Annotated in this window: 23 protein-coding genes; 2 read left to right on the top strand and 21 right to left on the bottom strand. The window is 31.1% G+C overall.

Annotated elements, in window-relative coordinates:
• Nucleotides 1-7 precede the first annotated feature (7 nt).
• The 4 genes from ispF to RBU61_RS02430 all read right to left on the bottom strand — a co-directional run bounded on the left by ispF (nt 8) and on the right by RBU61_RS02430 (nt 3,007).
• Nucleotides 8-487 (bottom strand): 2-C-methyl-D-erythritol 2,4-cyclodiphosphate synthase, encoded by a 480-nt coding sequence (ispF, locus tag RBU61_RS02445; RefSeq protein WP_308877969.1) that lies wholly within the window; start codon nt 485-487, stop codon nt 8-10.
• A 17-nt stretch (nt 488-504) separates the two neighbouring features.
• Nucleotides 505-1,245 (bottom strand): 2-C-methyl-D-erythritol 4-phosphate cytidylyltransferase, encoded by a 741-nt coding sequence (gene ispD / locus RBU61_RS02440; protein WP_308877968.1) that lies wholly within the window; start codon nt 1,243-1,245, stop codon nt 505-507.
• A 91-nt stretch (nt 1,246-1,336) separates the two neighbouring features.
• Entirely contained in the window at nt 1,337-2,431 is a 1,095-nt protein-coding gene (locus RBU61_RS02435; RefSeq protein ID WP_308877967.1) for a PIN/TRAM domain-containing protein, read from the bottom strand.
• Nucleotides 2,432-2,500: 69 nt separating this feature from the next.
• Nucleotides 2,501-3,007 (bottom strand): CarD family transcriptional regulator, encoded by a 507-nt coding sequence (locus RBU61_RS02430; RefSeq protein WP_308877966.1) that lies wholly within the window; start codon nt 3,005-3,007, stop codon nt 2,501-2,503.
• A 242-nt stretch (nt 3,008-3,249) separates the two neighbouring features.
• Between RBU61_RS02430 and RBU61_RS02425 the strand changes: the two genes are divergently transcribed.
• Complete coding sequence (locus RBU61_RS02425) at nt 3,250-3,663, top strand: DUF1573 domain-containing protein (protein ID WP_308877965.1); 414 nt, start codon at nt 3,250-3,252, stop codon at nt 3,661-3,663.
• 84 nt (nt 3,664-3,747) lie between these two features.
• On the opposite strand, the gene radA is transcribed toward RBU61_RS02425, so the two are convergent.
• From radA to fusA, 6 genes are all read right to left on the bottom strand, one after another.
• Nucleotides 3,748-5,124 carry a DNA repair protein RadA gene (gene radA / locus RBU61_RS02420; RefSeq protein WP_308877963.1) on the bottom strand — a complete coding sequence of 459 codons (1,377 nt, stop codon included), beginning with the start codon at nt 5,122-5,124 and terminating at the stop codon, nt 3,748-3,750.
• A 55-nt stretch (nt 5,125-5,179) separates the two neighbouring features.
• Nucleotides 5,180-7,606 carry an ATP-dependent Clp protease ATP-binding subunit gene (locus RBU61_RS02415; protein ID WP_308877962.1) on the bottom strand — a complete coding sequence of 809 codons (2,427 nt, stop codon included), beginning with the start codon at nt 7,604-7,606 and terminating at the stop codon, nt 5,180-5,182.
• Nucleotides 7,607-7,610: 4 nt separating this feature from the next.
• On the bottom strand, nt 7,611-8,636 hold the full coding sequence (locus tag RBU61_RS02410) for a protein arginine kinase (RefSeq protein ID WP_308877961.1): 1,026 nt from the start codon (nt 8,634-8,636) through the stop codon (nt 7,611-7,613).
• Nucleotides 8,629-9,147: a UvrB/UvrC motif-containing protein gene (locus RBU61_RS02405; RefSeq protein WP_308877960.1), complete on the bottom strand. Its 519-nt coding sequence runs from the start codon at nt 9,145-9,147 to the stop codon at nt 8,629-8,631. Before RBU61_RS02405 ends, RBU61_RS02410 begins: the two co-directional genes overlap by 8 nt.
• Before the next feature lie 15 nt (nt 9,148-9,162).
• Nucleotides 9,163-9,621, bottom strand: a complete 459-nt coding sequence (locus tag RBU61_RS02400; RefSeq protein ID WP_308877959.1) for a CtsR family transcriptional regulator — start codon at nt 9,619-9,621, stop codon at nt 9,163-9,165.
• Nucleotides 9,622-9,760: 139 nt separating this feature from the next.
• Nucleotides 9,761-11,824: an elongation factor G gene (gene fusA, locus RBU61_RS02395; protein ID WP_308877958.1), complete on the bottom strand. Its 2,064-nt coding sequence runs from the start codon at nt 11,822-11,824 to the stop codon at nt 9,761-9,763.
• 224 nt (nt 11,825-12,048) lie between these two features.
• On the opposite strand from fusA, the gene hisC reads away from it, so the two are divergent.
• Nucleotides 12,049-13,128, top strand: coding sequence for a histidinol-phosphate transaminase (gene hisC / locus RBU61_RS02390; protein ID WP_308877957.1), 1,080 nt, complete (start codon nt 12,049-12,051; stop codon nt 13,126-13,128).
• A 31-nt stretch (nt 13,129-13,159) separates the two neighbouring features.
• Here hisC and RBU61_RS02385 read toward each other — a convergent pair whose 3' ends face one another.
• The 11 genes from RBU61_RS02385 to RBU61_RS02335 all read right to left on the bottom strand — a co-directional run bounded on the left by RBU61_RS02385 (nt 13,160) and on the right by RBU61_RS02335 (nt 24,462).
• Nucleotides 13,160-14,326 carry an AI-2E family transporter gene (locus RBU61_RS02385; RefSeq protein ID WP_308877956.1) on the bottom strand — a complete coding sequence of 389 codons (1,167 nt, stop codon included), beginning with the start codon at nt 14,324-14,326 and terminating at the stop codon, nt 13,160-13,162.
• A gap of 104 nt (nt 14,327-14,430) precedes the next feature.
• The gene (dapG, locus tag RBU61_RS02380; RefSeq protein ID WP_308877955.1) at nt 14,431-15,645 is read right to left on the bottom strand and encodes an aspartate kinase; all 1,215 of its coding nucleotides are present in this window, start codon (nt 15,643-15,645) and stop codon (nt 14,431-14,433) included.
• 151 nt (nt 15,646-15,796) lie between these two features.
• The gene (gene ndk, locus RBU61_RS02375; protein WP_308877954.1) at nt 15,797-16,195 is read right to left on the bottom strand and encodes a nucleoside-diphosphate kinase; all 399 of its coding nucleotides are present in this window, start codon (nt 16,193-16,195) and stop codon (nt 15,797-15,799) included.
• Between the two features lie 200 nt (nt 16,196-16,395).
• Complete coding sequence (locus tag RBU61_RS02370; protein WP_308877953.1) at nt 16,396-17,007, bottom strand: DNA-3-methyladenine glycosylase; 612 nt, start codon at nt 17,005-17,007, stop codon at nt 16,396-16,398.
• 57 nt (nt 17,008-17,064) lie between these two features.
• On the bottom strand, nt 17,065-17,445 hold the full coding sequence (locus RBU61_RS02365; protein WP_308877952.1) for a DUF2500 domain-containing protein: 381 nt from the start codon (nt 17,443-17,445) through the stop codon (nt 17,065-17,067).
• Nucleotides 17,446-17,632: 187 nt separating this feature from the next.
• Complete coding sequence (locus RBU61_RS02360) at nt 17,633-19,711, bottom strand: methyl-accepting chemotaxis protein (RefSeq protein WP_308877951.1); 2,079 nt, start codon at nt 19,709-19,711, stop codon at nt 17,633-17,635.
• A 76-nt stretch (nt 19,712-19,787) separates the two neighbouring features.
• Nucleotides 19,788-20,957 (bottom strand): SAM-dependent methyltransferase, encoded by a 1,170-nt coding sequence (locus RBU61_RS02355; protein ID WP_308877950.1) that lies wholly within the window; start codon nt 20,955-20,957, stop codon nt 19,788-19,790.
• Nucleotides 20,958-21,463: 506 nt separating this feature from the next.
• Nucleotides 21,464-22,186: an NAD-dependent protein deacylase gene (locus tag RBU61_RS02350; RefSeq protein ID WP_308877949.1), complete on the bottom strand. Its 723-nt coding sequence runs from the start codon at nt 22,184-22,186 to the stop codon at nt 21,464-21,466.
• Nucleotides 22,187-22,207: 21 nt separating this feature from the next.
• On the bottom strand, nt 22,208-22,576 hold the full coding sequence (locus tag RBU61_RS02345) for a zinc ribbon domain-containing protein (RefSeq protein WP_308877948.1): 369 nt from the start codon (nt 22,574-22,576) through the stop codon (nt 22,208-22,210).
• Between the two features lie 186 nt (nt 22,577-22,762).
• On the bottom strand, nt 22,763-23,572 hold the full coding sequence (locus RBU61_RS02340; protein WP_308877947.1) for an ABC transporter permease: 810 nt from the start codon (nt 23,570-23,572) through the stop codon (nt 22,763-22,765).
• On the bottom strand, nt 23,572-24,462 hold the full coding sequence (locus RBU61_RS02335; protein ID WP_308877946.1) for an ABC transporter ATP-binding protein: 891 nt from the start codon (nt 24,460-24,462) through the stop codon (nt 23,572-23,574). The genes RBU61_RS02340 and RBU61_RS02335 overlap by 1 nt, the downstream gene beginning before the upstream one ends.
• Nucleotides 24,463-24,525 lie beyond the last annotated feature (63 nt).

Raw genomic sequence — 24,525 nt, 5'->3', positions numbered from 1 at the left:
TATTGTGTCAATTATTTTCTTTTTTAATCATGCAAACACTATATGCTGATATACCCTCTTCTCTTCCTTCAAAACCTAGCCATTCTGTAGTAGTAGCTTTTATGTTTATATTGTCTATTGAAGTGTGTAAAGTATGGGCAATATTTAACCTCATCTCCTCTATATAAGGAGCTAGTTTTGGTCTTTGAGCTGCAATTGTTGCATCTATATTGCCTATTGTGTACCCTGAATCTTTCATTAGTTCAAAGACTTGAGACAAAAGATATATGCTTGAAATGTCTTTATATTTATTATCAGTATCAGGGAAATGTTTTCCTATATCTCCTAAAGCTAAAGCTCCTAAAATGCTATCCATTATGGCATGAACCAAAACGTCTGCATCGGAATGTCCAAGTAGACCTCTTTCAAAGGTCATCTCTACGCCACCTAATATCAACTTTCTATCTTCTACAAGCTTATGAACATCATAACCAAATCCAATTCTCACATTATCACCTATTCCTATTATCTACTTTGAAATATAAAATTTCTGCCGTTAAAAATCGTATTTCTGTCTTTAATTAAAGATTCTGCAAGGATTATATCCTCTGGTGTTGTGATTTTTATATTTTCATAACTTCCCATAATCATCTTGACATTATATCCAATTTCTTCAACTATGGAGCTATCATCAGTTCCATAAAATCCAGTATCTATTGCATTTTCATACCCTTTAATAAGTATGTCTTTAAAGAAACATTGTGGTGTTTGAGCAGCCCAAAGCAGATCTCTTATTGGAGTATCCTCTATATCTTTTTCATTACCTACAATCTTTATTGTATCTTTTACAGGCACTCCTATGACACAGGCTCCATGCTCTATAACACCCTTTATGCCATCTTCTATATTTTCATTTTTTACAAAAGGTCTAGCCCCATCATGAGTAAGAACAATATTCGAGCGTTCATTTAAGGCTAATATACCATTATATACAGAATCTTGTCTTTCTTTTCCACCTCTAATTATATTAGCTACCTTATTAAATTTATATTTTCTAACTATTTCTTTTCTACAATATTCTATTTCCTCTTCTTTAGCTACTAGAATTATTTCATCAATGTATCTGCATTTTTCAAATTTTTCTATTGTATGGGCCAATATAGGCTTGCCACCTATGGCGATAAACTGCTTATTAATTTTGCTTCCCATCCTATTACTCATTCCAGCTGCAGCTATAATTACAGATACATAGTAATCTTTATACATCCTCTCACCTCTTAGAGTATTATAACATAGTATATTATAACAATAAATATCATTATTTATTATATCCAAAATTAAAAGACCCCTAAGGGTCTTAAACTGCTTTATCTACCATAGATTTTGGTTTAGCAAATATCATTCTACCCGCAGATGTTTGAAGTACTGATGTAACTACTACATCTATGGTTTCACCTATGAACTTTCTACCACTTTCTACAACTATCATAGTTCCATCATCTAGATATGCAAGACCTTGCCCCGACTCTTTACCATCTCTTACGACTTGAACAAGCATCTCCTCTCCTGGAAGTACTATTGGTTTAACCGCATTTGCCAATTCATTTATATTTAGTACATCAATTCCTTGTACCTCTGCTACCTTATTTAAATTATAATCATTGGTTATTATTTTTCCTTTAAGTAATTGGGTTAACTTCAATAGTTTCGAATCTACTTCTGGAACATCTTCAAATTTCTTATCGTTAATTATTACTTCAACGTCTAATTCTTTTTGTATTTTGTTTAATATATCCAATCCTCTTCTTCCTCTATTCCTTTTTAAGGAATCTGAAGAATCTGCTATATGTTGTAGTTCAGACAATACAAACTCTGGTATAATAAGTGGACCTTCGATAAATCCTGTTTTACATATATCTGCTATCCTACCATCAATTATAACAGATGTATCAAGTACCTTAGGATATGTTCTATTTTGAGCCTTTGCCTTATCTCTAGGCTGCTTTCTAATATTACCTAAAGTCGAAGTTATATCATCTTTCTTTCTATTTGGAATGGATAACCCCAAATATCCAAAGATAATATAAAGAGCTATGGATATTGGAACCCCTAAATAAGGTATACCCATATTATTTAATGGTTGAGTTAATAAAAATGCAATTATGAGTCCAAGAATAAGTCCAACTGCTGATATAGCTATATCATATGCGGAGAATTTCTCTAACTCATTTTCAATCAATCTAACCAGTTTCCTACCTCTGTCTATTATCTTAGATGACAAGGAAAAGAATATAATTCCGAATATAAGGGATACACCTAAATATAAAACTAAATTCAGCCATCCTACTCTAGTGGTTTGTATAATCTCTAAATTAATGAATAAAGATAAAATACCGTAGCCTATTAGCATACCTATTATTCCTATGGCTCCTTTTAAAATTTTATCAATCATCTATTCACCTCCTGTATATATTTATTGCCCGTTTTTAAAAAAATAAACCATTTCTTTATACTTTGATAGTTATTTTTCTATAATATCATCCTCATCTTCATATTTAATTGCATCTAATACTACTTCTTCAACCTTCTCAATATCAAATTCTGATACTAAAACCATTTCTGAAATTAACATTTGTTTAGCAGAAATTAACATTTTTCTTTCTCCAGTGGATAAGCCTTTTTCCATATCCATCATCAAAAGGTTTCTAACAACGGCTGCGATTTCAAAAATATCACCAGATTTTATCCTATCCATATTTATTCTATATCTTCTGTTCCAGTTTTGAGGCATAGAGGTTTTATTTCCTTTAAGTATAGATATTACTCTTTCTAAATCTACTTTAGTTATTACTTCCCTAACACCTACTTCTTCTACATTATCTACAGGAACCATAACCTTCATATCTCCAATAGGCATTCTCATAATGAAATATCTTCTTTTTTCTCCTAATATCTCTCGTTCTTCTATTCCTTCAATAATTCCAGCACCATGCATAGGATATACAACTTTATCACCAATATTAAACATTCAATTACCTCCTATTCACCTTTTCTTTTATATTATATATCAAAATGCTGAAATTGTAAAGTTTATATTGTATCATAGTCTCATTTCAGTTGTCAATCCTTTTTCATAGGTTTTTTTTAAGTCCTTAGAAAAATTATTTAAAAAATCTTTTTTAAATAATTGATAGAAATATTTGACAACTGCTTGTCTTCATAAGTATAATTGAACTATAGCAAAAAAAACTTTTGACGGGAGTGGAGATTATGAGTAATAATATAAATACAGATACAAATTCATTATGTGAAAATCTTCAAGAACAAGTTTCTCAAGTTCTTATTAGACACAAAAGCATATTAGATATAACTACAAAACTTGATGAATATAATGCCAGAATTAATAGAGCAGTAGCAAAATCAGTTACTTCTTGTGGCTGTATTTCTATCAATGCAAGTAAGCAAGACTTTAGTAATGATAGTTTTGAAGAAATGTTAGATACAGTTAAAGACCATCTTGAAGGTAATGTTTGCAATAGTTGCAAAGAAGTTCTTAATGGAGAAATCGGATCATATCTCTTTTACTTAGCCGCTCTTTGTAACTCTTTAGATTTAAATTTAAATGAAATTTTAAAAAGCGAATATAATACAATTAAAACCTTAGGTGTATTTAGCCTAAAATAGATAAAATAGACTAACTTAAAATTGAAAGTTTAATTTACCTATTCTTTATAAGGAAAAACAAGCTAAAATATTTTAGCTTGTTTTTTAATAAAATACATTTTTTATAACATCTTTTAATGTCTCTAGTTCTATAATCTTTAGATTATTCGTCTTTATTCCTTTTCCACTATTGAGAGCTACATAAGCATTTTTAAAGCCCATTCTATCTAGCTCTCTAAGCCTTGATTCTAGAGAAGGAACTCTTTTCAATTCTCCCGTTAGGCCAACATCGGCTATAAATACAGTATCATTACTTATTCCAATTTCCTTTACAGAAGATATAATACTCATAAGTACAGCTAGGTTTGATGCCTGTTCCTTTAATTTTATCCCACCGGTAGTTTTGATAACTACATTTTTATCATAAAACTTTATTCCACCTCTCTGTTCTATTATAGAAACTAAGGTATTTAACTGTTCTCTTTTTAGACATTCTCCTATTCTTGAAGGATAAGGGGTAAAGGAATCAGAAACTAAGCTTTCTATTTCTAAGATAATAGGTCTAGTTCCTTCCCTAACTACAGTGATGGCATTTCCTGCCACGATCTTATTTCCTTCCCTTGATGTCATAAAATATTCCGATGGATTATCTATGGAGACCATTCCTTTATCTGTTATATAAAAGAATCCCATTTCTCCAGTAGAGCCATATCTGTTTTTTGTAGTTAATAATGTTCTTAATTCTTCTCCACTTTCACCTTCTATAATAAGAACTGCATCTACTAAGTGCTCCAGTGCTCTCACGCCTGCTATTTCATCTTCCTTAGTCATTTGTCCTACTAAAATAATTGCTCTAGGCCTGTCTACATTTTTGGCTATTTGTACTAAAGCATTGGCACATTCCATAGTTTGAGTTGGAGATCCTGCTCTAGAACTAGAAAATTCATCTAAAGTAAATGTTTGAATACTATCAATTATTATTAAATCAGGATCTATATCGTTTATGTTATCTAATACATTATCCATGTTGTTATCAGATATTACCCATACATTGTCATTGACTTTTTCGATAATTCTATCTGCACGACTTTTTATTTGGGACTCACTTTCTTCTCCAGAAGCATATAAAACTTTATAATCCTTATTAGCTAAATCATTGGCTACCTGTAACAATAAAGTTGACTTACCTGCTCCTGGCTTTGCCGAAAGAATGGTAATGGAATCCTTTACTATTCCTCCTCCCATTACTCTATTAAATTCATTTATACTAGTTATAATCCTGTGACTATTTGTAGCAACAACATCTTGTAATCTTTTAATAGGTTTTCTTTCTGCCCTAGTTCTAGACTTTGAAGTCTCTTTTCTATCTTCCAGCAAAGTCTCTTTAATACTATTCCAGGAGCTACATTCTGGACATCTGCCTAGATGTCCGCTACTTTGATACCCACAATTTTCACATATATATATAATTCTTTTTTTCATATTTTTCTCCTAATATAGTTTTTAGGCGGTCAAGTAGACCGCCTTTATATATTACCTAAATTTTAAATGCTAGTTTATCATTTTCATAATCAATTGTAATAGTATCGTCCTTTGATACATTTCCTTTTAATATTTCTTCTGCCAACTCGTCTTCTATCATTCTTCTTATGGTTCTTTCAAGAGGTCTTGCTCCATAGATAGGATCGAATCCCTTACTTGCAATATAGTTCTTTGTATTTTCAGATACATTTATTTTAACACCAATATCTGAAAGACGTTTTGCTAAATCCTTTATCATAATCTCTACAATTTCTTTTATATGTTTCTCCTCTAGACTGTGGAATACTATGATTTCATCAAGTCTATTTAAAAATTCAGGTCTAAATGTTCTTTTTAACTCTTCTGTTATGGTTTCCTTCATCTTTTCATATTCTTCTCTATTATCTTCCCTACCAGCAGAGAATCCTAATACATTTTGCTTTCTAATTGAAGTTGCTCCAACATTGGATGTCATTATAATTACAGTATTTTTAAAATCTACAGTTCTACCTTTAGAATCTGTTAGTCTTCCATCGTCTAATATTTGTAAAAGCATATTGAATACATCTGGATGAGCCTTTTCAATTTCATCGAATAGAACTACAGCGTAAGGCTTTCTTCTTACAGCCTCAGTTAATTGACCGCCTTCATCATACCCAACATATCCTGGAGGTGAACCTACTAATCTAGATACTGAATGCTTTTCCATATACTCTGACATATCTATTCTAATCATAGCATCTTCATCACCAAATAAAGCCTCTGCTAATGCCTTAGCTAAATATGTTTTTCCTACCCCTGTAGGTCCAACGAATATAAAGCTACCTACTGGCTTTTTAGGGTCTTTAAGCCCAACTCTAGACCTTCTTACTGCACTTGCTACAGCTTTTACCGCCTGTTCTTGACCAATTACTTTTTCATGCAATATCTTTTCTAAGTTTAGTAGTCTCTCACTTTCTTCTGTTGTCATCTTAGTAACTGGTACTCCTGTCCAATTAGATACAACTTTAGCGATTTCATCATGTCCTACTTTCATACTGGATATTTGTTTTTCTTGATGCCATTTAACTTTATTATCTTCTAATTCTTCCTTTACCTGTCTTTCCATATCCCTTATCTTAGCCGCCTTCTCATAATTCTGAGTATTTATGGCCTCTTCTTTTTCTTGGGATAATTCTTCTAGCCTTTCCTCTAAATTTTTAAGTTCATCTGGAGCAACATAAGAATTTATCCTAATCATTGATGCTGCCTCATCTATTAAGTCTATTGCCTTATCAGGTAAAAATCTATCAGTTATATATCTGCTAGATAATTCTGCTGCAGCTTTTATGGCTTCATCTGTTATTTTAACCCTATGATGGGCCTCATACTTGTCTCTTAACCCTTCCAGTATCTTAATAGTATCTTCTACACTAGGTTCCTCAACCATTATAGGTTGGAATCTTCTTTCTAAAGCAGAGTCCTTCTCTATATGTTTTCTATATTCATCTATAGTTGTTGCACCTACTACTTGAAGTTCACCTCTAGCTAGTATTGGCTTCAGTATATTAGAAGCATCTATAGCACCTTCTGCAGCTCCTGCCCCCACTATGGTATGCAATTCATCTATAAAAAGAATGACATCCCCTGCTTCCTTTAATTCTTTCATTACAGATTTCAATCTTTCTTCAAATTCCCCTCTATATTTTGCTCCAGCAATCATTCCAGGCAAATCTAGAGTGACAACTCTTTTGTCCTTTATGATTTCAGGCACTTCACCCTCTATGATTTTTTGTGCTAGCCCTTCAGCTATGGCTGTCTTTCCTACTCCTGGTTCGCCTATTAAAACTGGATTGTTTTTTGTTCTTCTACTTAAAATTTGGATTACTCTTTCTATTTCCTTTGTTCTACCTATGACAGGATCAATTTCTCCTGATTGAGCCATCTTATTTAAGTCTATACTAAATTTAGCTAGGTTTGGAGTATTTGAATTACTCGATTCTATATTTTGTCCTCCTTTTTGATTTGCATCTGTTGTCATACTAAGAATAATTTCTGATAATTTTGCTATATCTACTCCTAGATTTTTTAATACAACTATGGCTACACCTTCGCCTTCCTCCAGTAATCCAAGCAATAGGTGTTCTGTTCCTACATAATTATGTCCTAAATTTCTAGCCTCTACAAATCCCAATTCAAATATTCTTTTAGTTCTAGGAGTAAACCCTAAAATATCTGCACCATATTCACCTTGACCAATGGCAGAGATCACTTCTTCCCTAGCCCTATCTAAGGTAACACCTGATTTAGATAATGCTTTTGCAGCTACTCCCTCTCCTTCTGCAATAAGGCCTAATAGTAGATGTTCTGTACCTACATAATTATGTTTTAGCTCCTTAGCTTGTTCCTGAGATAATAGTATTGCTCTTTGTGCTCTTTCCGTAAATCTTCCAAACATTGCCATATTACTACCCCTCCATATTTCTAAATTTATTCCTTATTATTTGTGCCCTATATATATCTCTTTCATCTTTAGTCATTTCTCTATTGGAATTTCTTTGTATATTGGCTGGTTGTATATCTATCATTAGTTTAACAATATCCTTAGGATTAATACTATTTATTATGGCCACATCACATCCTAATTTAACATTAGATAAATGTGCCATTGCTTCTGTAGATGATATAAGCCTACTATAATTTAAAATACCTAAGGATCTAAATATTTTATCTTCTAACTCTATCTTTTTCTTATCTAGCATATATCCTCTAGTGCTTCTTTCCCTTGCTACTATTTGTAATACTACTCTATTTAATTTTTTAATTATCTCCTCTTCATTTTCTCCTAAAGTAGTTTGATTAGATATTTGAAATAAGTGCCCCAATGCTTTAGATCCTTCTCCATAAATTCCTCTAGATGTCAACCCTATTTTTCCTAATCCATCTATTATAGTATTTATATGTCCAGTCATTGACAAACATGGTAAATGAACCATCACAGAGGCCCTAAGACCTGTACCTACATTAGTTGGACAAGATGTTAGGTATCCAAACTTTTCGTGAAAAGCATATTCAATATTTTTTTCTAAATGGTCATCTATTTCCGAGCAAATTTCCCACCCATCATGGGTGTTTAGCCCAGACAATAAAACTTGTATACGGATATGATCTTCTTCATTAATCATTATAGTAGACTTCTCATCTTCCCTTAGAAGAAATCCTCCATTCTTAGAAGATTTTGCTAACCTTGGACTTATTAAATGATCTTCTACAAGTTCAACTCTTTCTAATTCAGATAAATCATCTACTCTATAAAATCTATATATATCTTTATTATCTTTCATAGCATTTAAAACTTCTTCTATTACAGCTTGACTTTCATCCATAGCCATAAAATCTGGAAACTTATAATTTGATATATTTCTTGCTATTCTAAGTCTAGTACTAATTACTACATCTTCATCTGTGCCTACACTATCAAGCCATTTAGTCATTTTTATCACATCCTTGACTACTAATATCACAACTTAATCTTTTTATTTCATCCCTTAGGAACGCAGCTCTTTCAAAATCTTCCTTAACTATGGATTCTTCTAGTTCTTTCCTCAATGAATTAATTGCTCTTTTATTAAGAATCTTGTTATTTGCTCTAACTGCAATTTTCCCCTTATGCTCAGTATGACCATGAATCCCTTTTAATAAAGATTCAACATCTTCTTTGAAGGCTTCATAACACTCATTGCATCCAAACCTTCCTCCTTCTAAAAACTTCTTATATGTTAAGCCGCATTTTGGGCAGCTAATATTCTTAAATTCAGGTTGACCTTCTTGAGCTGAACTTATAAGTCCTGTAAAAATCTTTTGGAATGGAAATGGAAAATCTAAATCAAAATCGTTATTCTTCTGAGCGCACTGATCACACAAGTGAGTTTCTTCTATATTTCCATTGATTATCTTTGTAAAGTGAATAGTAGCATTATTTTTATTACATGATTGACATAACATAAAACCACCTCCTGCTTAGATAAGGATTAACAAAATATTTTTTAATATATTAGCTCTCAATTTATTTCTATTATCTACAGTTTCAATACTTAAAGCCCTATCCTCCATTACAGACTTTATTATCTTTCCTTCTCTTTCACTTATAAATTCTTCTTCAACTAGCCCATCAATTATATGATATGCCTTATTCCTAGTAATAGATTCACCAATAGTATCTGAAATAATATTATTTATATCTTCATTGGTATCTATTCCTACTTTTATAATCTTAATATACCCACCGCCACCTCTTCTACTCTCAATATAATATCCTTTATAAGGTGTAAATCTAGTTGTTAATACATAATTTATTTGAGAAGGGGCACAATCAAATTTTTCGGCTAACTCATTTCTTTGAATTTCAATTGTACTGTCTTCTGCTATTTCTATCATAGACTTAATAAATCTCTCAATTATATTGCTTAAACCAGACATATAAATCCTCCTCAATTGTTGACCTTCTCTGACCTTCACTTTAAAAATATTGCTCTAAGAGTCAAATCCTAGAGCAAATATTTTTATCTATGAATATAAAAACATTATAATATTTTTATATCCATTTTTCAAGTTTTTATTATTCTTTTTCAGTTTTTGATTCTGCTATAATTTTATCTGCAATATTAGAAGGTACTTCTTCATATCTTGCAAACTCCATCATAAAGCTTCCTCTTGCTTGAGTCATGGCTCTTAAATCAATTGCATATTCAAACATTTCAGAATGAGGTGCTTCCGCAGTAACTTTTTGACTTCCATCATCCTGTTGTTCCATGCCCAATATTCTTCCTCTACGCTTATTCATATCTCCCATTACATCACCCATATAATCTTCAGGTATCGATATTTCATATTTCATTATAGGTTCAAGTAATATAGGCTTTGCTTCTTCTATACCCTTTTTAAATGCAAGAGAAGCCGCAATTTTAAATGCCATCTCGTTAGAGTCTACTGGGTGATAGGAGCCATCAAATAAAGTGGCTTTTACATTTACTACTGGATATCCTGCTAAAACTCCTCTTTCTAAGGATTCTGAAAGTCCTTTTTCTACTGCTGGGAAGAAATTTCTAGGGACTGCTCCACCAAATACTTCCTCTGCAAATATAAAGCTTTCTTCACATGGTTCAAATCTTATATGAACATCTCCATATTGACCTGCACCACCAGATTGTTTCTTATGTCTTCCTTGAACAGATGAACTTCCTTTAATAGTTTCTCTGTATGCAATCCTTGGATTAGTTAAGTTCACGTCTACTCCAAAGGTGTTTTTCAATTTATCTACAATTACAGTCAGCTGCATATTACCTTGCCCGCCTATTAGAAGTTGTTTAGTCTCTGAATTTCTTTGAACAACAAAAGTAGGATCTTCTTCTGTTAGTCTGTGTAAAGCTGTACCAATTTTCTCTTCATCACCTTTAGATTTTGGTTCTACAGCTAAAAACAGAGTTGGCTGTGGATACTTAATTTCTTCATAAAGGGTAGGATTATTTTTAGCACAAAGTGTATCACCTGTTTGCGTAAAGTTTAGCTTTGCAGTAGCTCCAATATCTCCTGCTTGTATCTCATTAACCTCAACTTGGTTCTTACCTCTAAGTAAAAACAGCCCACCTAACTTTTCCAATTTATCTTTAGTGGAATTATATAATTCCGTATCTTTAGTTATCTTTCCTGACATTACTTTGAATAATGTTAATTTACCAACAAACGGGTCTATAATTGTCTTAAATACTACTGCTGAAAATGGTTCATTAGTATCTAGTTTTCTTTCTACTTCTTTGCCATCTTTTAATCCATTAGCCGGTCCTACATCTATTGGAGATGGTATGTATCTTTCCATATTTTCTAATAAAAAGTCAACACCTATGGCCTTCTCCGCACATCCTACTAATAAAGGAACTAGATCTCCATTTTTAACTGCAATTCTCAATCCCTTATTTATTTCTTCAGGAGTAAAAGCTTCTCCTTCAAAATACTTCTCCATTAACTCTTCATCTGTCTCCGCTATTTTCTCTAATAATTCTTCCTTTATGGATTCTATCTCTTTTTTTTGATCATCCGTAAGGCTTATTTCTTTTCTTTGAGTTCCGTTATATTCATATGCCTTTTCATTTATTACATCTATAATTCCTTTGAAGTCATTTGATATACCTATTGGCAATGCAAATGGTATTATTTTATCACCAAAGTTTGATTTTAATTCAGATACTAAATTATCAAAATTAATTTCTTCTTTATCCATTTTATTAATAAAGATAATTCTTGGCGTTACATATTTCTCTAAATTTTTCCATGATTTTTCTGTACCAACTTCAATACCTGCAGAAGCATCTATTAATAATACTGAACCTTCAGATGCTCGCTTTGCACCATACATCTCACCGATAAAATCGAAGTATCCTGGTGTATCTAATAGATTAAATTTAAAATCATTCCACTCAACAGGAATAACGGTTGTACCAATAGATACCTTACGTGCAATTTCTTGTTTATCAAAGTCTGATACAGTATTTCCGTCGTCTACTCTTCCTTGTCTTTTTGTTACGCCTGTTGCAAATAGTACTGCTTCAGTTAAAGTTGTTTTACCACTACTACTGTGCCCTAATAATGCTACATTCCTGATCTTATCAGCTGAATATGTTTTCATTATACATTGCCCCCTTAACCAGCATATTTATTTAAAAGATTTTAAAAACCTTTATAACTATTTTACACATTTGACAAAATTTTTAGTTAATTCCTTTTAAAGAAATTTCAAAAAAGTAGTTACTCTTTTAATTATATCATAAGCTATATTATTATCATAGTCTTTTTTTATCGCTTGTATATTGTTACACTAGTATTAGTGTATATAGAAAGGGGCTGTTTTTATTGTCAATTAGTTTTAGAGAAGAAATCAAAAATTTAAAAGCTTATGAACCTGGGAAACCAATAGAAGATGTGAAAAAAGAATATGGTCTATCTAAGGTTATAAAGCTTGCCTCAAATGAAAATCCATTGGGATGCTCACCAAAGGTTAAAGAAGCAATAATAAATGCACTAGATGAGCTAGGAATATATCCAGATGGAAATGCAACCCTATTAAAAGAAACTTTATCAGCTAATCTTCAAGTAAATGTAGATGAAGTATTGCCAAGTAGTGGTTCAGATGAGATGATTGACATAATAGCAAAGGCATATATCAATAAAGACGATGAAGTTATCATGGCTGATATTACCTTCCCACGATACATACAAACTACAGAGATGATGGGTGGTACCCCTGTTATAGTTCCTTTAAAGGAATTTACTTTTGATTTAGATGGAATCTTAAGTAAAATCACGGATAAGACTAAAATCATTTGGATATGTAATCCAAATAATCCTACAGGTACAATGATTACAGAAAAAGAATTTATAGATTTCTTAGACAAAGTTCCCTCTAATGTTTTAGTAATATCCGATGAAGCATATAGAGAATATGTTACTAGAGATGATTATCCTCATAATACTATAAATCTTTTGAAGAAATATTCTAATCTTTTAGTTATGAGAACTTTTTCAAAAGCTTATGGCTTAGCTGGTATTAGGGTAGCTTATACTGTAGGTCATAGAGATATTATCGAAACTCTAAATAGAGTTAGGGGACCTTTCAATGTAAATACTTTAGCTCAAGTGGCAGCAATTGAAGCCTTGGCAGATGAAGAATTTTTAAGAAAAAGCTATGAGCTTAATCTTGAAGGCAAGAACTACATTTATAATGAATTTGATAAGTTAGGATTCTATTATCCACCATCAGAGACAAATCATATATTCGTTAATGTAGGCAAAAATGGCCAAGAAGTATTTACTGAAATGCAAAAAAGAGGAGTTATTATAAGACCTATGGGTGGCGATTTCATAAGAGTATCTATAGGTACTATGGATGAAAATAGATTATTTATTAAAGAATTAAAAGAAGTATTGGCCTAATGGTCATAAAATAAAGGTGGCTTAGCCACCTTTATTTTATATAATAATCTGTTTCATAAGGTAATTCTTTTTTCTTTAATCTATTCTCTACTATGTCTTTAACTATTGAGTATATAAGTACAAATAATGGGACTCCTATAATTAGTCCTATAAATCCAAAGATTTTTCCACCAACTAATAAAGAAAATAAAATCCAAAATGCAGATATTCCAAGGGAATCTCCTAAAATCTTAGGTCCTATTATATTACCATCTATTTGTTGAATAATAAATATTATAAATATAAACCATAGCGCTTTCATTGGTGATACAAACAGGATTATTATTGCACAAGGTATAGCACCAATAAAAGGACCAAAGAAAGGAATAATATTAGTTATTCCTACTATGAAAGATATTAATATTGTATAAGGCATTTTAAATATAGTTACAACTATAAAAGTTAAAACACCTATAATAAATGAATCTAATATCTTTCCAGATAAAAATTGTCCGAATATATAATTTGACCTACTGGTTAGTTCAGCTAACCTATTGGCAACTGGTTCAGAAAATATAGCCTTATTTACTTTTCTAATGATTCCAAAGAATCTTTCTTTATCAATCAATAAATATATAGATACTATAATGCCTATTACTATATTCCATAAATAAGATAAAGTATTCTTTACAAAGTTTCCTAAAACTGGTATAAGATTTGTTGCAAATTTTATGATGCTTTCTTTATATATATTCCATCTTTCCAATAAGAAATTATAATATTCTTCTTGTATATCATATTTTTCATTGAATTCATTTACTAAGTCTGTTGCTCTACTTACGTAAGACGGTATATCATTGACTAATCCCATTATACTTGATACCAATTGTGGAAATACAAAGTTTAAAAATAGAAAAACAAGTACTAGCACAGTTATATAGGTCAATATTAATCCTATAATTCTTTTAAATTTAGGTTTCGTCTTTTTAAAAAAATCTAATTTCGATAAACAGTTTTCATAAAATTTTAATATAAAATTAAATAAATATGCCATGATGAAACCTATTATAAAAGGCATAAAAGTTGATATAATTTCTCCTAACTTGATTTGAAATGAGCCTATTTCTGATGCAATTAGGTAAAACATAATACTTGCACAAGCTACTAAAAATGAATATATAGATATAGTCCAATACTTGGAATTCCAGTTTATCTTCATATTCCCCTCCTAATATTATTTTATAACACATTATATCATATTTACAGCCAAATATAATCAAAAAATACAGGAACGGTAAAAAAAACCGTTCCAATAAAATATCTTTATTTACCTAATTCAAAATATCCATGTAATGCATTTACTGCCCTATTCGTATGTTTTGATTCTATTAGGCAGGATATTGTAGTATGGGAGTCTGAGGTTTGTAGTATTTCAATACTTTCCTTAGCCAATGCAGAAACTGCCTTTGCCATTACTCCAGGTACTCCACGCATTCTATTTCCAATTAGTGTTACCTTTGTACAACTCTCAAGTAATTCATAGTTGAAATTAAATTTAGTCAATACTTCTTCTAATTTTTCTTTATCCTTCTCATCTATAATGAAAAATACCTGATTTGGATATATATTTATCATATCTATACTTACTCCTGCATTTGCTATACTATCAAATACTAATTCATGATTATTATCACCATCTTTTGTCAGAGTTATTTTTATTTGCATTCTATTATTTATATTTGCAACTGATGTAACTATTCTTGTATTTTCATCTATATAAGACCTAGTTCTATGATAGTTTGTAATTAACGTACCGTTATAATCTGAATTGGTATTTCTAATAACTATAGGTATATTGGAACGCATGGCTATTTCCACTGCCTTGTGATGCAGCACCTTTGCACCGTATTCTGCCATTTGAAATACTTCATTATAAAAGATTGTATCCATTACCCGGGCATCTGGTACTATTTTAGGATCTGCCGTCATAACTCCATCTACATCTGTGTATATCTCTACTAACTCAGCACTTAAGGCCTCACCCATTATAGACGCTGTAACATCACTGCCTCCCCTTCCAAGAGTTGTAATATCTCCACCTTCTGTTATCCCTTGAAATCCTGCTATTACAGGTATCTCACCTCTTTCCAGAGCTTCCAGTATTTTTTGAGGATTAACTCTTAGTATTCTTGCATCAGAGAAATTGTTATCTGTTATGATTCCTGCTTGCCCACCAGTAAATACCGATGACTCATATCCTCTAGCCTTTAAGGTATTTGATAAAACTACAGCTGAAATTACTTCTCCACAGGACATTAAAATATCAAGCTCTCTTGTATTTGGTTCTATGCCTACAGATTTAGCTAATTGTATTAAAGTATCTGTCGCATAGGGATCTCCCGATCTTCCAATAGCAGATACTACTATAACAGGATTTAAATGTTTATTTATGGCAGCTTCAATTTTATCTACGGCTAATCCTCTTCTCTCCTCATTTACTACAGAAGTTCCACCAAATTTTTGAACAATTATTTTCATCGTCTTCAACTCCATCAAAATTCTATATTTACTTATATGATTATTCAAATCTTACTATTTTTGATACTATATATTATAGTTTATATTTGATATATTGTGAACTTCTTTATGAAAGATGAAAATAACTTTTTTTATTCAGCAGAGCTTAAAACTACTGAAACCATAGATTCAATTCTCTTTTAGCAGACTCTAAAGAATCTGAACCATGTACAATATTTTGTGTAATGGTATTAGCAAAGTCTCCCCTTATGGTTCCTGGAGAAGCTATTTTAAAATCTCTATGGCCTATCATAAGTCTCATAACTTCAATTACTGCTTCCCCTTCTACTTCCATTGCCATAACTAAATCTTCAGTAATGAAATTTACCAACTCATTAAAAAAACTTTTATCCCTATGCTCCATATAATGATTTTCCACTAATTCTATACTAGGCTTAAACAACTTTGCCCTTGTGATTTTAAATCCTTTCCTCTCAATTCTTCCCATGATTTCTCCCATAAGCCCTCTACGGACTCCATCAGGTTTAATCATTATAAAAGTTTTTTCCATATAAACACTCCTATTATATATTGATATTGTAATTATTGGTATTCTTACCCAATTGTATCATAAGTATTAGAAAAAGTAGTGGATACCCACTACTTTAACTTGATTCTTACTTTTTTAATACTAATTAGATGTATATGTATGTATAAAAGTTCCTATAAAAATAAAAAGAGCAAAATAATTTTGCTCTAATGTTCTAATGACTATTTTTTTGACACAAAAGGATTATCTTTAATATAAAATCTTAGTAAATAATCCTTTGCTATTTCTGCATAATCTATATTTATTCTTTTGCTTCTGACGATTTCATCTAAAGATATTTTATCTCCATCTTCTACCCAAATTCTGTCACTTGTTACTAAATCTAACCCATAATCACCCTTAGTCATACCATATGCCATTACAAATTTAGCTGGTCCATTAGTTAGATTAATTATTTCTTTTCTTGGAGGATTATTAAATTCCTTTTTATATCTATTCTCATACATCTTATCTATATCTTCTATTGGCTCTATGGCTCTAATTAGTACTGCTCCATGAACGCCTTTCTTTTCTGCAACTATATTGAACAAAAGATACATCCCATATATTGTATAGATATAGATATGTCCTCCAGTTTCATCTATTATTTTTGTTCTTTCAGTAATACCTTTATTAAAATGAGCACCATCATCTTTAGTATTTATATAAGCCTCTGTTTCCACTATTTTTCCTTTATATATATTTCCTTTGTCATTATATACTAAAGTCTTTCCAAGTAAATCCCTGGCAACTAAAACAGTGTTCCTTTCATAGAACTCCCTTGTTAATCTCATGTAAATCTTCCTTTCAAGTCTATGATACCTTCCCTATTATCTCCTGGTACAAATAAATTATCCTTCGTGATCAGTTTTTATCCTTTCAAAGTTTTGGTATCGAGTTCCTTGAAACGTGAGCTTCCCAATATCGCCTTCTACTAATATTCCATATTCTTCTCCTGAAATATGAAACTCTATTCTATCTCCGCTTTCCACTTCAAAGGTAGCATAGTAAGTAGTACTAGTTGTTGAATGTATATGATCAGTGTTATTATGATTATGTCTACTTACATTTGTTCTTTTTGATACTAGTTTAGCTGCTACTGTTAAAACTGGTTGCTGATTATTCGAATGCCATTGTCCAATTCCTTTTACTGCTGTAAATATAAACATACCAAATATAACTATAAAAAATATAGGAAATATTACTCCAGTAAGAGAAAACATACTATACATTTCAATTCCTCCTTTTTAGTTTATTATATCATAAATTATAACGACCATAAAAGCGTCTACGGACGCATTAAAGGTAGCTTTTATTGACTCATTTAGGTCATAACAAGTTCTTGATATTAAAATATTAAAAGTAGAGCTTTCCTATTCCTTATAAAAAAACTGAATGAGAAATCTCATTCAGTTTTTATTATAACTTAAATCTATTAACTAATCCATTTAATTTTTCTATTATTTTGGCTAAGTTATCTGTATTATTTGATATACTCTCCATGGTTGCAGCTTGTTCTTCCATGGATGCTGATAATTCTTCTGTAGAAGCTGCTGTTTCTTCTGTTACAGAAGATATACTCTGAATAGCTAATATTGCTTCTTCTTTATCATTATCTACAAATCCTAATCTTTGATCTAGCTGAGTAATAGCTTCCATTGATGTACTTATGGCTGAATACACTTCCTCGAAAGCCTTTTTAACCTCTAATAAGGTTGTATTGGCATCATTTAGTGCACTTTCAGATTGATCCATATTATCCTTTGTATTTTCTACTTCAAATTGAATAGTATTCAATATTCCTTCTATATCACTAGTAGCATTTCCTGTCTGTTCAGATAATTTTCTTATTTCGTCAGCTACTACAGCAAAACCCCTTCCAGCTTCCCCTGCTCTTGCCGCTTCTATAGCTGCATTTAATGCTAAAAGATTAGTCTGCTCTGAAATTCCAGTTATTATATTTAAAATTTTTCCTATGGATTGAGATTTTTCCAATAATGAATCTATATTCTTTACTACAGAATTAGTAGATTCATTAGTTATATTAAACTTCTCTACCATTTCATCCATTGATTTCAAACCTTGCTGATTTATTTCTTGAGCTTTCATAGAACTATTCACTACAGTTTCTCCATCTGTTACTGCTGCTTTTATTTCATTTGCCAACTTGTATAGTTTTTCTGATCCCGTTTCTGCATCTGCTGCTTGTCCCATAGAAGCTTGAGCTAGCTCTTCTACAGTCTTAGCCACATCACTTATGGATTGAGCAGTATCGTCTGTGGCAGAAGTCAGAGTAGTGGTATTTTCAACAATATTTGTTGTAGTTTCTTCTATTGCTCTTATTATACTTCTCATTTCTTCTCTTAAAAGTCCTGTGGCTCTAAATATGGAACCTACTTCGTCTTTTCTATTGAATAGCATTTTTATTCTCTTGGTTTCCTCTATATCTGTTAAATCTAATTTTGATGTGGTACCTATTACTTCAGTAATAAATACTATAGGATTTGAAATCATTTTTCCCATAACTAAAGATATAATAGTAGCTAATATGGCAGCTATCAATACAACACCAGAAATAATATATAATGTCATATACATTTCCTTTAGTATTTCTGCTTTAGGAACTGATAATATTATTATTTTTCCATCATATAATTTAGAATATGCTATAAGCTTACTTTCTCCATCAAAATCCATATCTATAAGTCCAATATTATTACTTTCAATCTCTTCGACCATTGTACTATACAATCCATCCTCCATGGTCTTTAAGTTATTACTACTATCTAAAGTAGGGTGAACTAAGTAATCATAATTCGCATTAAGTAAAAATCCATATCCTGTATCATATAATTTTATATCTTGTATACCTTTTATTAAGTCTCTTACACGTAAATCTACACCTATTACTCCAATCGTTTCATTATTCACAACAATAGGGGATGAGTAGGTCATTACATTAATATTTCCATGGTTTAAATAAGGGTCTCCCCATATTCCTTTTCCTGCTTTTATGGCATTATAATAGAATGCAGCTGAATCATCATCTTGGCTCATGCCTGCTACATCTGTTGGTAACCCTTGAGTTAACGTCCCATTATCGTCTATCCCAATCCATGAGCCTTCTGTTCTTCCAGTATATCTGGGATCTATAGCTATGTATATTCCAGCACATTTATTAGTTTCTCTAGCAACGCCTCTCACTATTGGTCTTAGAATAGTATCACTATAATTCTCTAAATATCCTTTTTCACTTAATCTAGTTGTATCTATGGTACCACTGACTACCTGATGTAAATCAGTCGAAGTCCCCTCATACAGAACTAAATCTTCATCAAATACTCCAGAATATACCTGAGATAGACTAATAAGATTATTATGTGCTTCCTTTTGGATTACGTTAACACTTTTAAATATACTAGTTGCTCCAACTACTACAGACGTGACTATAGAACATATTAAGACTGTTATTACTATTCTTGTACTGATTTTCTTCAATTATTTCGCCTCTTTCTTAATATAATATGCCAAGTAAGTATATTATCGGCAAATTTATATATATGTTTACCATTTTCTACATATTTTTCCGAATATTTTTTAATTCTTTCTCAATATATAAATCTTTTAGGTTCCAAAATTCCTTAAATTTTATATATTTATCTATGGCCTCTTTATTATTTTTAACATCGGTCTTTATAGCTCTTATTAAAATATTCTTAGGTGTATGTTCCATATCTATAAACTCTAACAATTGAACATTATATCCGAAAATTTCAAGTATATTTGCCCTAAGACTATCTGTAACCAAGGATGATAGTTTTTCTTTTATTATTCCATGACTTAGCATTGGTTCTAGTAATGGATTATCAATCTTATTATAAAATTCATGTTGGCAGCAAGGTACTGAAAGTATGGCTTCTGCATCCCAATTTATAGCTTTGATTAAAGCCGCATCCGTGGCATTATCACAGGCGTGTAGCGTTACCACCATATCTACTCTATCTAAACCTTCATAGTCTTTAATATCTCCATAGATAAACTTTAATTTATTATAATTTAAATCCATAGCTACCTCATTGCAAAAAAGGATTACATCCTCCTTTAAATCTAGCCCTATTATATTTATATCTAAATTTAAAATATCAACTAAATAGTAGTAAAGAGCAAAGGTTAAATAAGATTTTCCACATCCAAAATCTATAATATTAAGTGTCTTTTCACTATTAATCTTTGGAATTACATCAGATACCATTTCTAAAAATCTATTTATTTGTCTAAATTTATCATATTTTTTAGCAACTACCTTTCCATTTTCAGTCATAACACCAAGTCGTACAAGAAAATCAACTGCTTCTCCTTCTTGTATTATATAGGACTTCTTCCTATTATGAGATATGTCTAGATCTTCCTTAGTTGGTTTCTTCTTTAATATATTTATCTTACCTTTTTTACTTATCAATATTTGATAGTCTGCCTTCTTTGTAAATATTACTGCCTGTTTAAACTCCTCAATTAAAAGCCTCTCTATTTCATCTATGGACTCAGAATATTCTAGGTTCTCATGTATTACTTTATTCTTATATTCATAGGTAAATTGTAGCTTTACAATATCTTTTATAAGAACAGGTTTAATGCTCACTTTAGTAAAGCTATCTTCATTTTTCTTTCTTAAGTTGCTAATAACTCCATATATAATTTCGTTATTTAATATAATTTCATCCATCAACGTTTTAACTTCTTCCATTTTTATCTCTCCTATTTAAAATCTTATACTTAAAAATAAGCCAATGAAAATTCATTAGCTTATTTTATATGTTCTAACTTGATGTTTTAAATTTTACTATATGGTCTATTTAATGTCTATATATGACTTATATTAATCTTTTCCTCGTTCTATATATAGATAACCAACATCATAATAAAAAATACACGTTCGGCTGTTTCGAATATGGGTAACTCCTACAATTCATTCAGCTACAAAATCCTAAAATTTATAAACTCGCTACGCTCAAACATATAAATTTCTTTACGGATTTTATAGCTTCATTCATTGGGAGTAGTATCCAATGAAACGAGCGATAGCAAAGTTGAATTGTAGATACTACCCCTGTCAGGGTTGGCGAGACTTGCACCGACTGTAGGGAGGTTCAAGTCCGCAACCTCCGGCTGGAGTTATTCCATATTCTGCAAATGCACTCTCTTAGTATTTTTTATTATGATTTCATGTTGGTTATCTATACGTTATATCTATTATAATATTTTACTTAATGTTTCTCCTATACTACTATTAAATGTCAACAGTGCTTTATTATCATATTGTGTTTCTGATTTATTGATTAAAATCAATTTATTTCCTCTATAATATTCAAGTAGTCCTGCTGCTGGATATACAGTTAGAGATGTTCCTCCTACTATTAAGACATCTGCATTCTTTATATATTCTATGGATTTATTTAATATGTTCATATCTAATCCCTCTTCATAAAGAACTACATCTGGCTTTACTATTCCACCACAAATATCACATATTGGAACTAATGATGAGCGAAGTATGTATTCTAGTGGAAAAAACTTATGACATTTTTCACAATAATTTCTATGTACTGAACCATGAAGCTCCAATACATTTTTTGAACCTGCCATTTGATGAAGTCCATCGATATTTTGTGTAACTATAGCTTTAAGTTTTCCTTGTTCCTCTAACTTAGCTAGTGCAATATGGGCTAAATTGGGCTTTGCTTCTGTATATACCATTTTAGTCTTATAAAACTCAAAAAAATCCTCAGTATCTCTTTCATAGCATGTATGACTTAACATATACTCAGGAGGATATTTTGATTTCTTAGATGTAGTATAAAGCCCTGTGGTAGATCTAAAATCCGGTATATTGCTTTCTGTAGATACTCCTGCCCCTCCAAAAAATACGATATTATTACTGCCATTGATTATTAATTTTAATTTTTCTATTGTCATATTATCAACTCCCTTACTCCATTAAAGCTTTCTTCCGCATTTAGGACAATATTCAAAATCAGTATCAATTGAATAATTACAATTTGAACAAGTTTGTTCTCTGTTATATTTCATATCTATAGGATTTAGTTCGGCTTCATCAATCCTATTTTTTTCTCCTCTTTCAATGGCTTTTCCTAAATCTTCTCTTATTGTAAATAAACTGCCACAGCAAGAACTTCTTACATAATATTTTTTATTCCACTTAAAAATAGGAATAAAAAATAGGCTAAAATATGTATAAGTCATAAAAACTTCTAATCGCCCATAAGAATTACAGTTTGGGCATACCATAGTCTGCACAAAATCAATATTTTTGTCCTTTGTAGATATTCCAAATACAAAAAACATTTTCTCCCTCTTTTCTTATGTTTTTAAATTTAGCAATATTATTCTAAATCTTCAATATTTCCTCTTGTTTTGCTCCAAATATTTTCCTCAATAGACTCATTATGTCACCTCTATATTATTTTTAGTCTCTATATTTTACAATACAACTAATTTTATAGAAGCTAACTCTCATTAGCAAGCTAATTTCTACAAAAATATTGCTCCTAAAATAAAAGGAATTAAAGCAGCTAAAGACCATATTTTACCTTTAGATTTTGATGTTTTATTATTATCTAGTCTAAATAAATACCAGGATAAAAAGAAACTTATTATACCAGATGATACCAATAACCCTAGAGAAATTATTGGATTAAAGGCAGTAATCTCATTTGTCGTAAATGCTTGATATGCATCCATGGCATAAGTTGTAGGCAATAGTTTGCTAAACCTTGCCACAGATTCGGGTAAAAAACTAGATGGAAACATTAATCCTCCAATTAACATAGATGGTAGGAATAACGCCTGGGCTAAAAGTACAGTTACAGATGTATTATCTGCTATCATACCTATTAATAATGCCAGTCCTGCAAATATTATGGTGGAAACTATAAAGACTAAAATCAATCCTAATATGTTTTCTGGCAAGGAAGTCTTATACAAAATTGGAGCAGATATTAATATTATCGTTGTCACTATTATTGTATGTAAAATAGTTGAGACAGTGGGTATAGCAAGCATTGATAGTTTAGAAACTCCATTAATTTTATAAGACCTTAATATACCACTATTCCTCGATGTTACTAACCTATTGGGCATCCCTAATATAGTGCTTACCAATATGCTAAATATCATCATTGAGGGTATTAAGATATTACCGTATCCTGGATTTAATTTAGGCATAATAGCTCCAATTACAAAGTAAAACCCAAGGGGAAATAAATAGTTCATAAGTAATAACTCCTTATCCCTTAGACCAGATTTTAAATCAAATAAAAAATGTATGGAAAAAGCTTTCATTATATCCCTCCTATTGAAGTTATCTCTAAAAATCTTTCCTCCAATGACGGTCTCTCTACTCTAAGATCTATCAAACTATCACCTTTTTCTTCTATTAGGGTCATTATTTCCATTACTTTCTCACCGGGTTTGTCAGAATAGAAAATATAATACTCATCAACAATTATATCTGTAGACTCCATTAAGGTCGTGCCCACTGTCCTAACAGAAATCTTAATCTTTGACGAACCGGAATCCACTATTTTCTTAGGGGTATCTATTATCATAATCTTTCCTTTTAATAGAATTGCTATTCTATCTGCCATTTTTTCTGCCTCTGCCATATCATGTGTTGCTAGAAGTATTGTAGTTCCCTGATCCTTTAGTTCTTTCATCAGATTATGAAGCTCAACTCTCGATTCCACGTCTAATGCAGCTGTAGGCTCATCTAAGATAAGTATTTCCGGATTATGACAAACTGCTAAAGCTATTAATAATCTTTTCTGCTGACCTCCAGATAACTTTTGGTATTGAGTATTTAACTTATCCCAAAGATTCATTCTTTTTATTAAATCATATCTTGGTGGAATATTATGATAAGCTGAAAATAACTGCATTGCCTCTTTTACAGTTATTGTTTCAGGCAATCCAGATGATTGAAGTTGCACTCCTATTAAATCCTTTAATTCCTTATGATTTTTTGATGGATCTATACCCATGATATCAATTGCCCCTCCATCGGGAGTTCTTAATCCTTCAAGGCATTCTAATGTACTGGTTTTTCCAGCTCCATTTGGACCTAAGATACCAAAAATTTCACCTTTCTTTACTTCAAAGCTTATGCTATCTACAGCTGTAAAATTTCCATAGGATTTTGTGAAGTTACTTACCTTTATCACTATATCACTCATACTATCTATCCCCAATTCAGTTTTATTATATTCTTTGATTATATCTAAAGAAACCATCAATTG

Source organism: Tissierella sp. MB52-C2 (genome assembly GCF_030931715.1).
Lineage (GTDB): Bacteria > Bacillota > Clostridia > Tissierellales > Tissierellaceae > Tissierella.
The sequence above is the reverse complement of the archived record's forward strand: the minus strand, read 5'-3'. Positions and strand labels throughout refer to the sequence as shown.

Excerpts from the sequence above, each read along its gene's own strand:
- RBU61_RS02340 (WP_308877947.1), bottom strand. The coding sequence starts at position 23,572 with ATGAAAGCTTTTTCCATACATTTTTTATTTGATTTAAAATCTGGTCTA.
- RBU61_RS02345 (WP_308877948.1), bottom strand. The coding sequence starts at position 22,576 with ATGTTTTTTGTATTTGGAATATCTACAAAGGACAAAAATATTGATTTT.
- RBU61_RS02430 (WP_308877966.1), bottom strand. The coding sequence starts at position 3,007 with ATGTTTAATATTGGTGATAAAGTTGTATATCCTATGCATGGTGCTGGA.
- RBU61_RS02370 (WP_308877953.1), bottom strand. The coding sequence starts at position 17,007 with ATGAGATTAACAAGGGAGTTCTATGAAAGGAACACTGTTTTAGTTGCC.
- ispD (WP_308877968.1), bottom strand. The coding sequence starts at position 1,245 with ATGTATAAAGATTACTATGTATCTGTAATTATAGCTGCAGCTGGAATG.
- RBU61_RS02415 (WP_308877962.1), bottom strand. The coding sequence starts at position 7,606 with ATGGCAATGTTTGGAAGATTTACGGAAAGAGCACAAAGAGCAATACTA.
- RBU61_RS02350 (WP_308877949.1), bottom strand. The coding sequence starts at position 22,186 with ATGACAATAGAAAAATTAAAATTAATAATCAATGGCAGTAATAATATC.
- dapG (WP_308877955.1), bottom strand. The coding sequence starts at position 15,645 with ATGAAAATAATTGTTCAAAAATTTGGTGGAACTTCTGTAGTAAATGAG.
- RBU61_RS02365 (WP_308877952.1), bottom strand. The coding sequence starts at position 17,445 with ATGTATAGTATGTTTTCTCTTACTGGAGTAATATTTCCTATATTTTTT.
- RBU61_RS02355 (WP_308877950.1), bottom strand. The coding sequence starts at position 20,957 with ATGGAAGAAGTTAAAACGTTGATGGATGAAATTATATTAAATAACGAA.
- RBU61_RS02385 (WP_308877956.1), bottom strand. The coding sequence starts at position 14,326 with ATGAAGATAAACTGGAATTCCAAGTATTGGACTATATCTATATATTCA.
- RBU61_RS02405 (WP_308877960.1), bottom strand. The coding sequence starts at position 9,147 with ATGTTATGTCAATCATGTAATAAAAATAATGCTACTATTCACTTTACA.
- RBU61_RS02410 (WP_308877961.1), bottom strand. The coding sequence starts at position 8,636 with ATGACTAAATGGCTTGATAGTGTAGGCACAGATGAAGATGTAGTAATT.
- RBU61_RS02435 (WP_308877967.1), bottom strand. The coding sequence starts at position 2,431 with ATGATTGATAAAATTTTAAAAGGAGCCATAGGAATAATAGGTATGCTA.
- RBU61_RS02400 (WP_308877959.1), bottom strand. The coding sequence starts at position 9,621 with ATGTCTGGTTTAAGCAATATAATTGAGAGATTTATTAAGTCTATGATA.
- fusA (WP_308877958.1), bottom strand. The coding sequence starts at position 11,824 with ATGAAAACATATTCAGCTGATAAGATCAGGAATGTAGCATTATTAGGG.
- RBU61_RS02335 (WP_308877946.1), bottom strand. The coding sequence starts at position 24,462 with ATGAGTGATATAGTGATAAAGGTAAGTAACTTCACAAAATCCTATGGA.
- radA (WP_308877963.1), bottom strand. The coding sequence starts at position 5,124 with ATGAAAAAAAGAATTATATATATATGTGAAAATTGTGGGTATCAAAGT.
- ndk (WP_308877954.1), bottom strand. The coding sequence starts at position 16,195 with ATGGAAAAAACTTTTATAATGATTAAACCTGATGGAGTCCGTAGAGGG.
- RBU61_RS02425 (WP_308877965.1), top strand. The coding sequence starts at position 3,250 with ATGAGTAATAATATAAATACAGATACAAATTCATTATGTGAAAATCTT.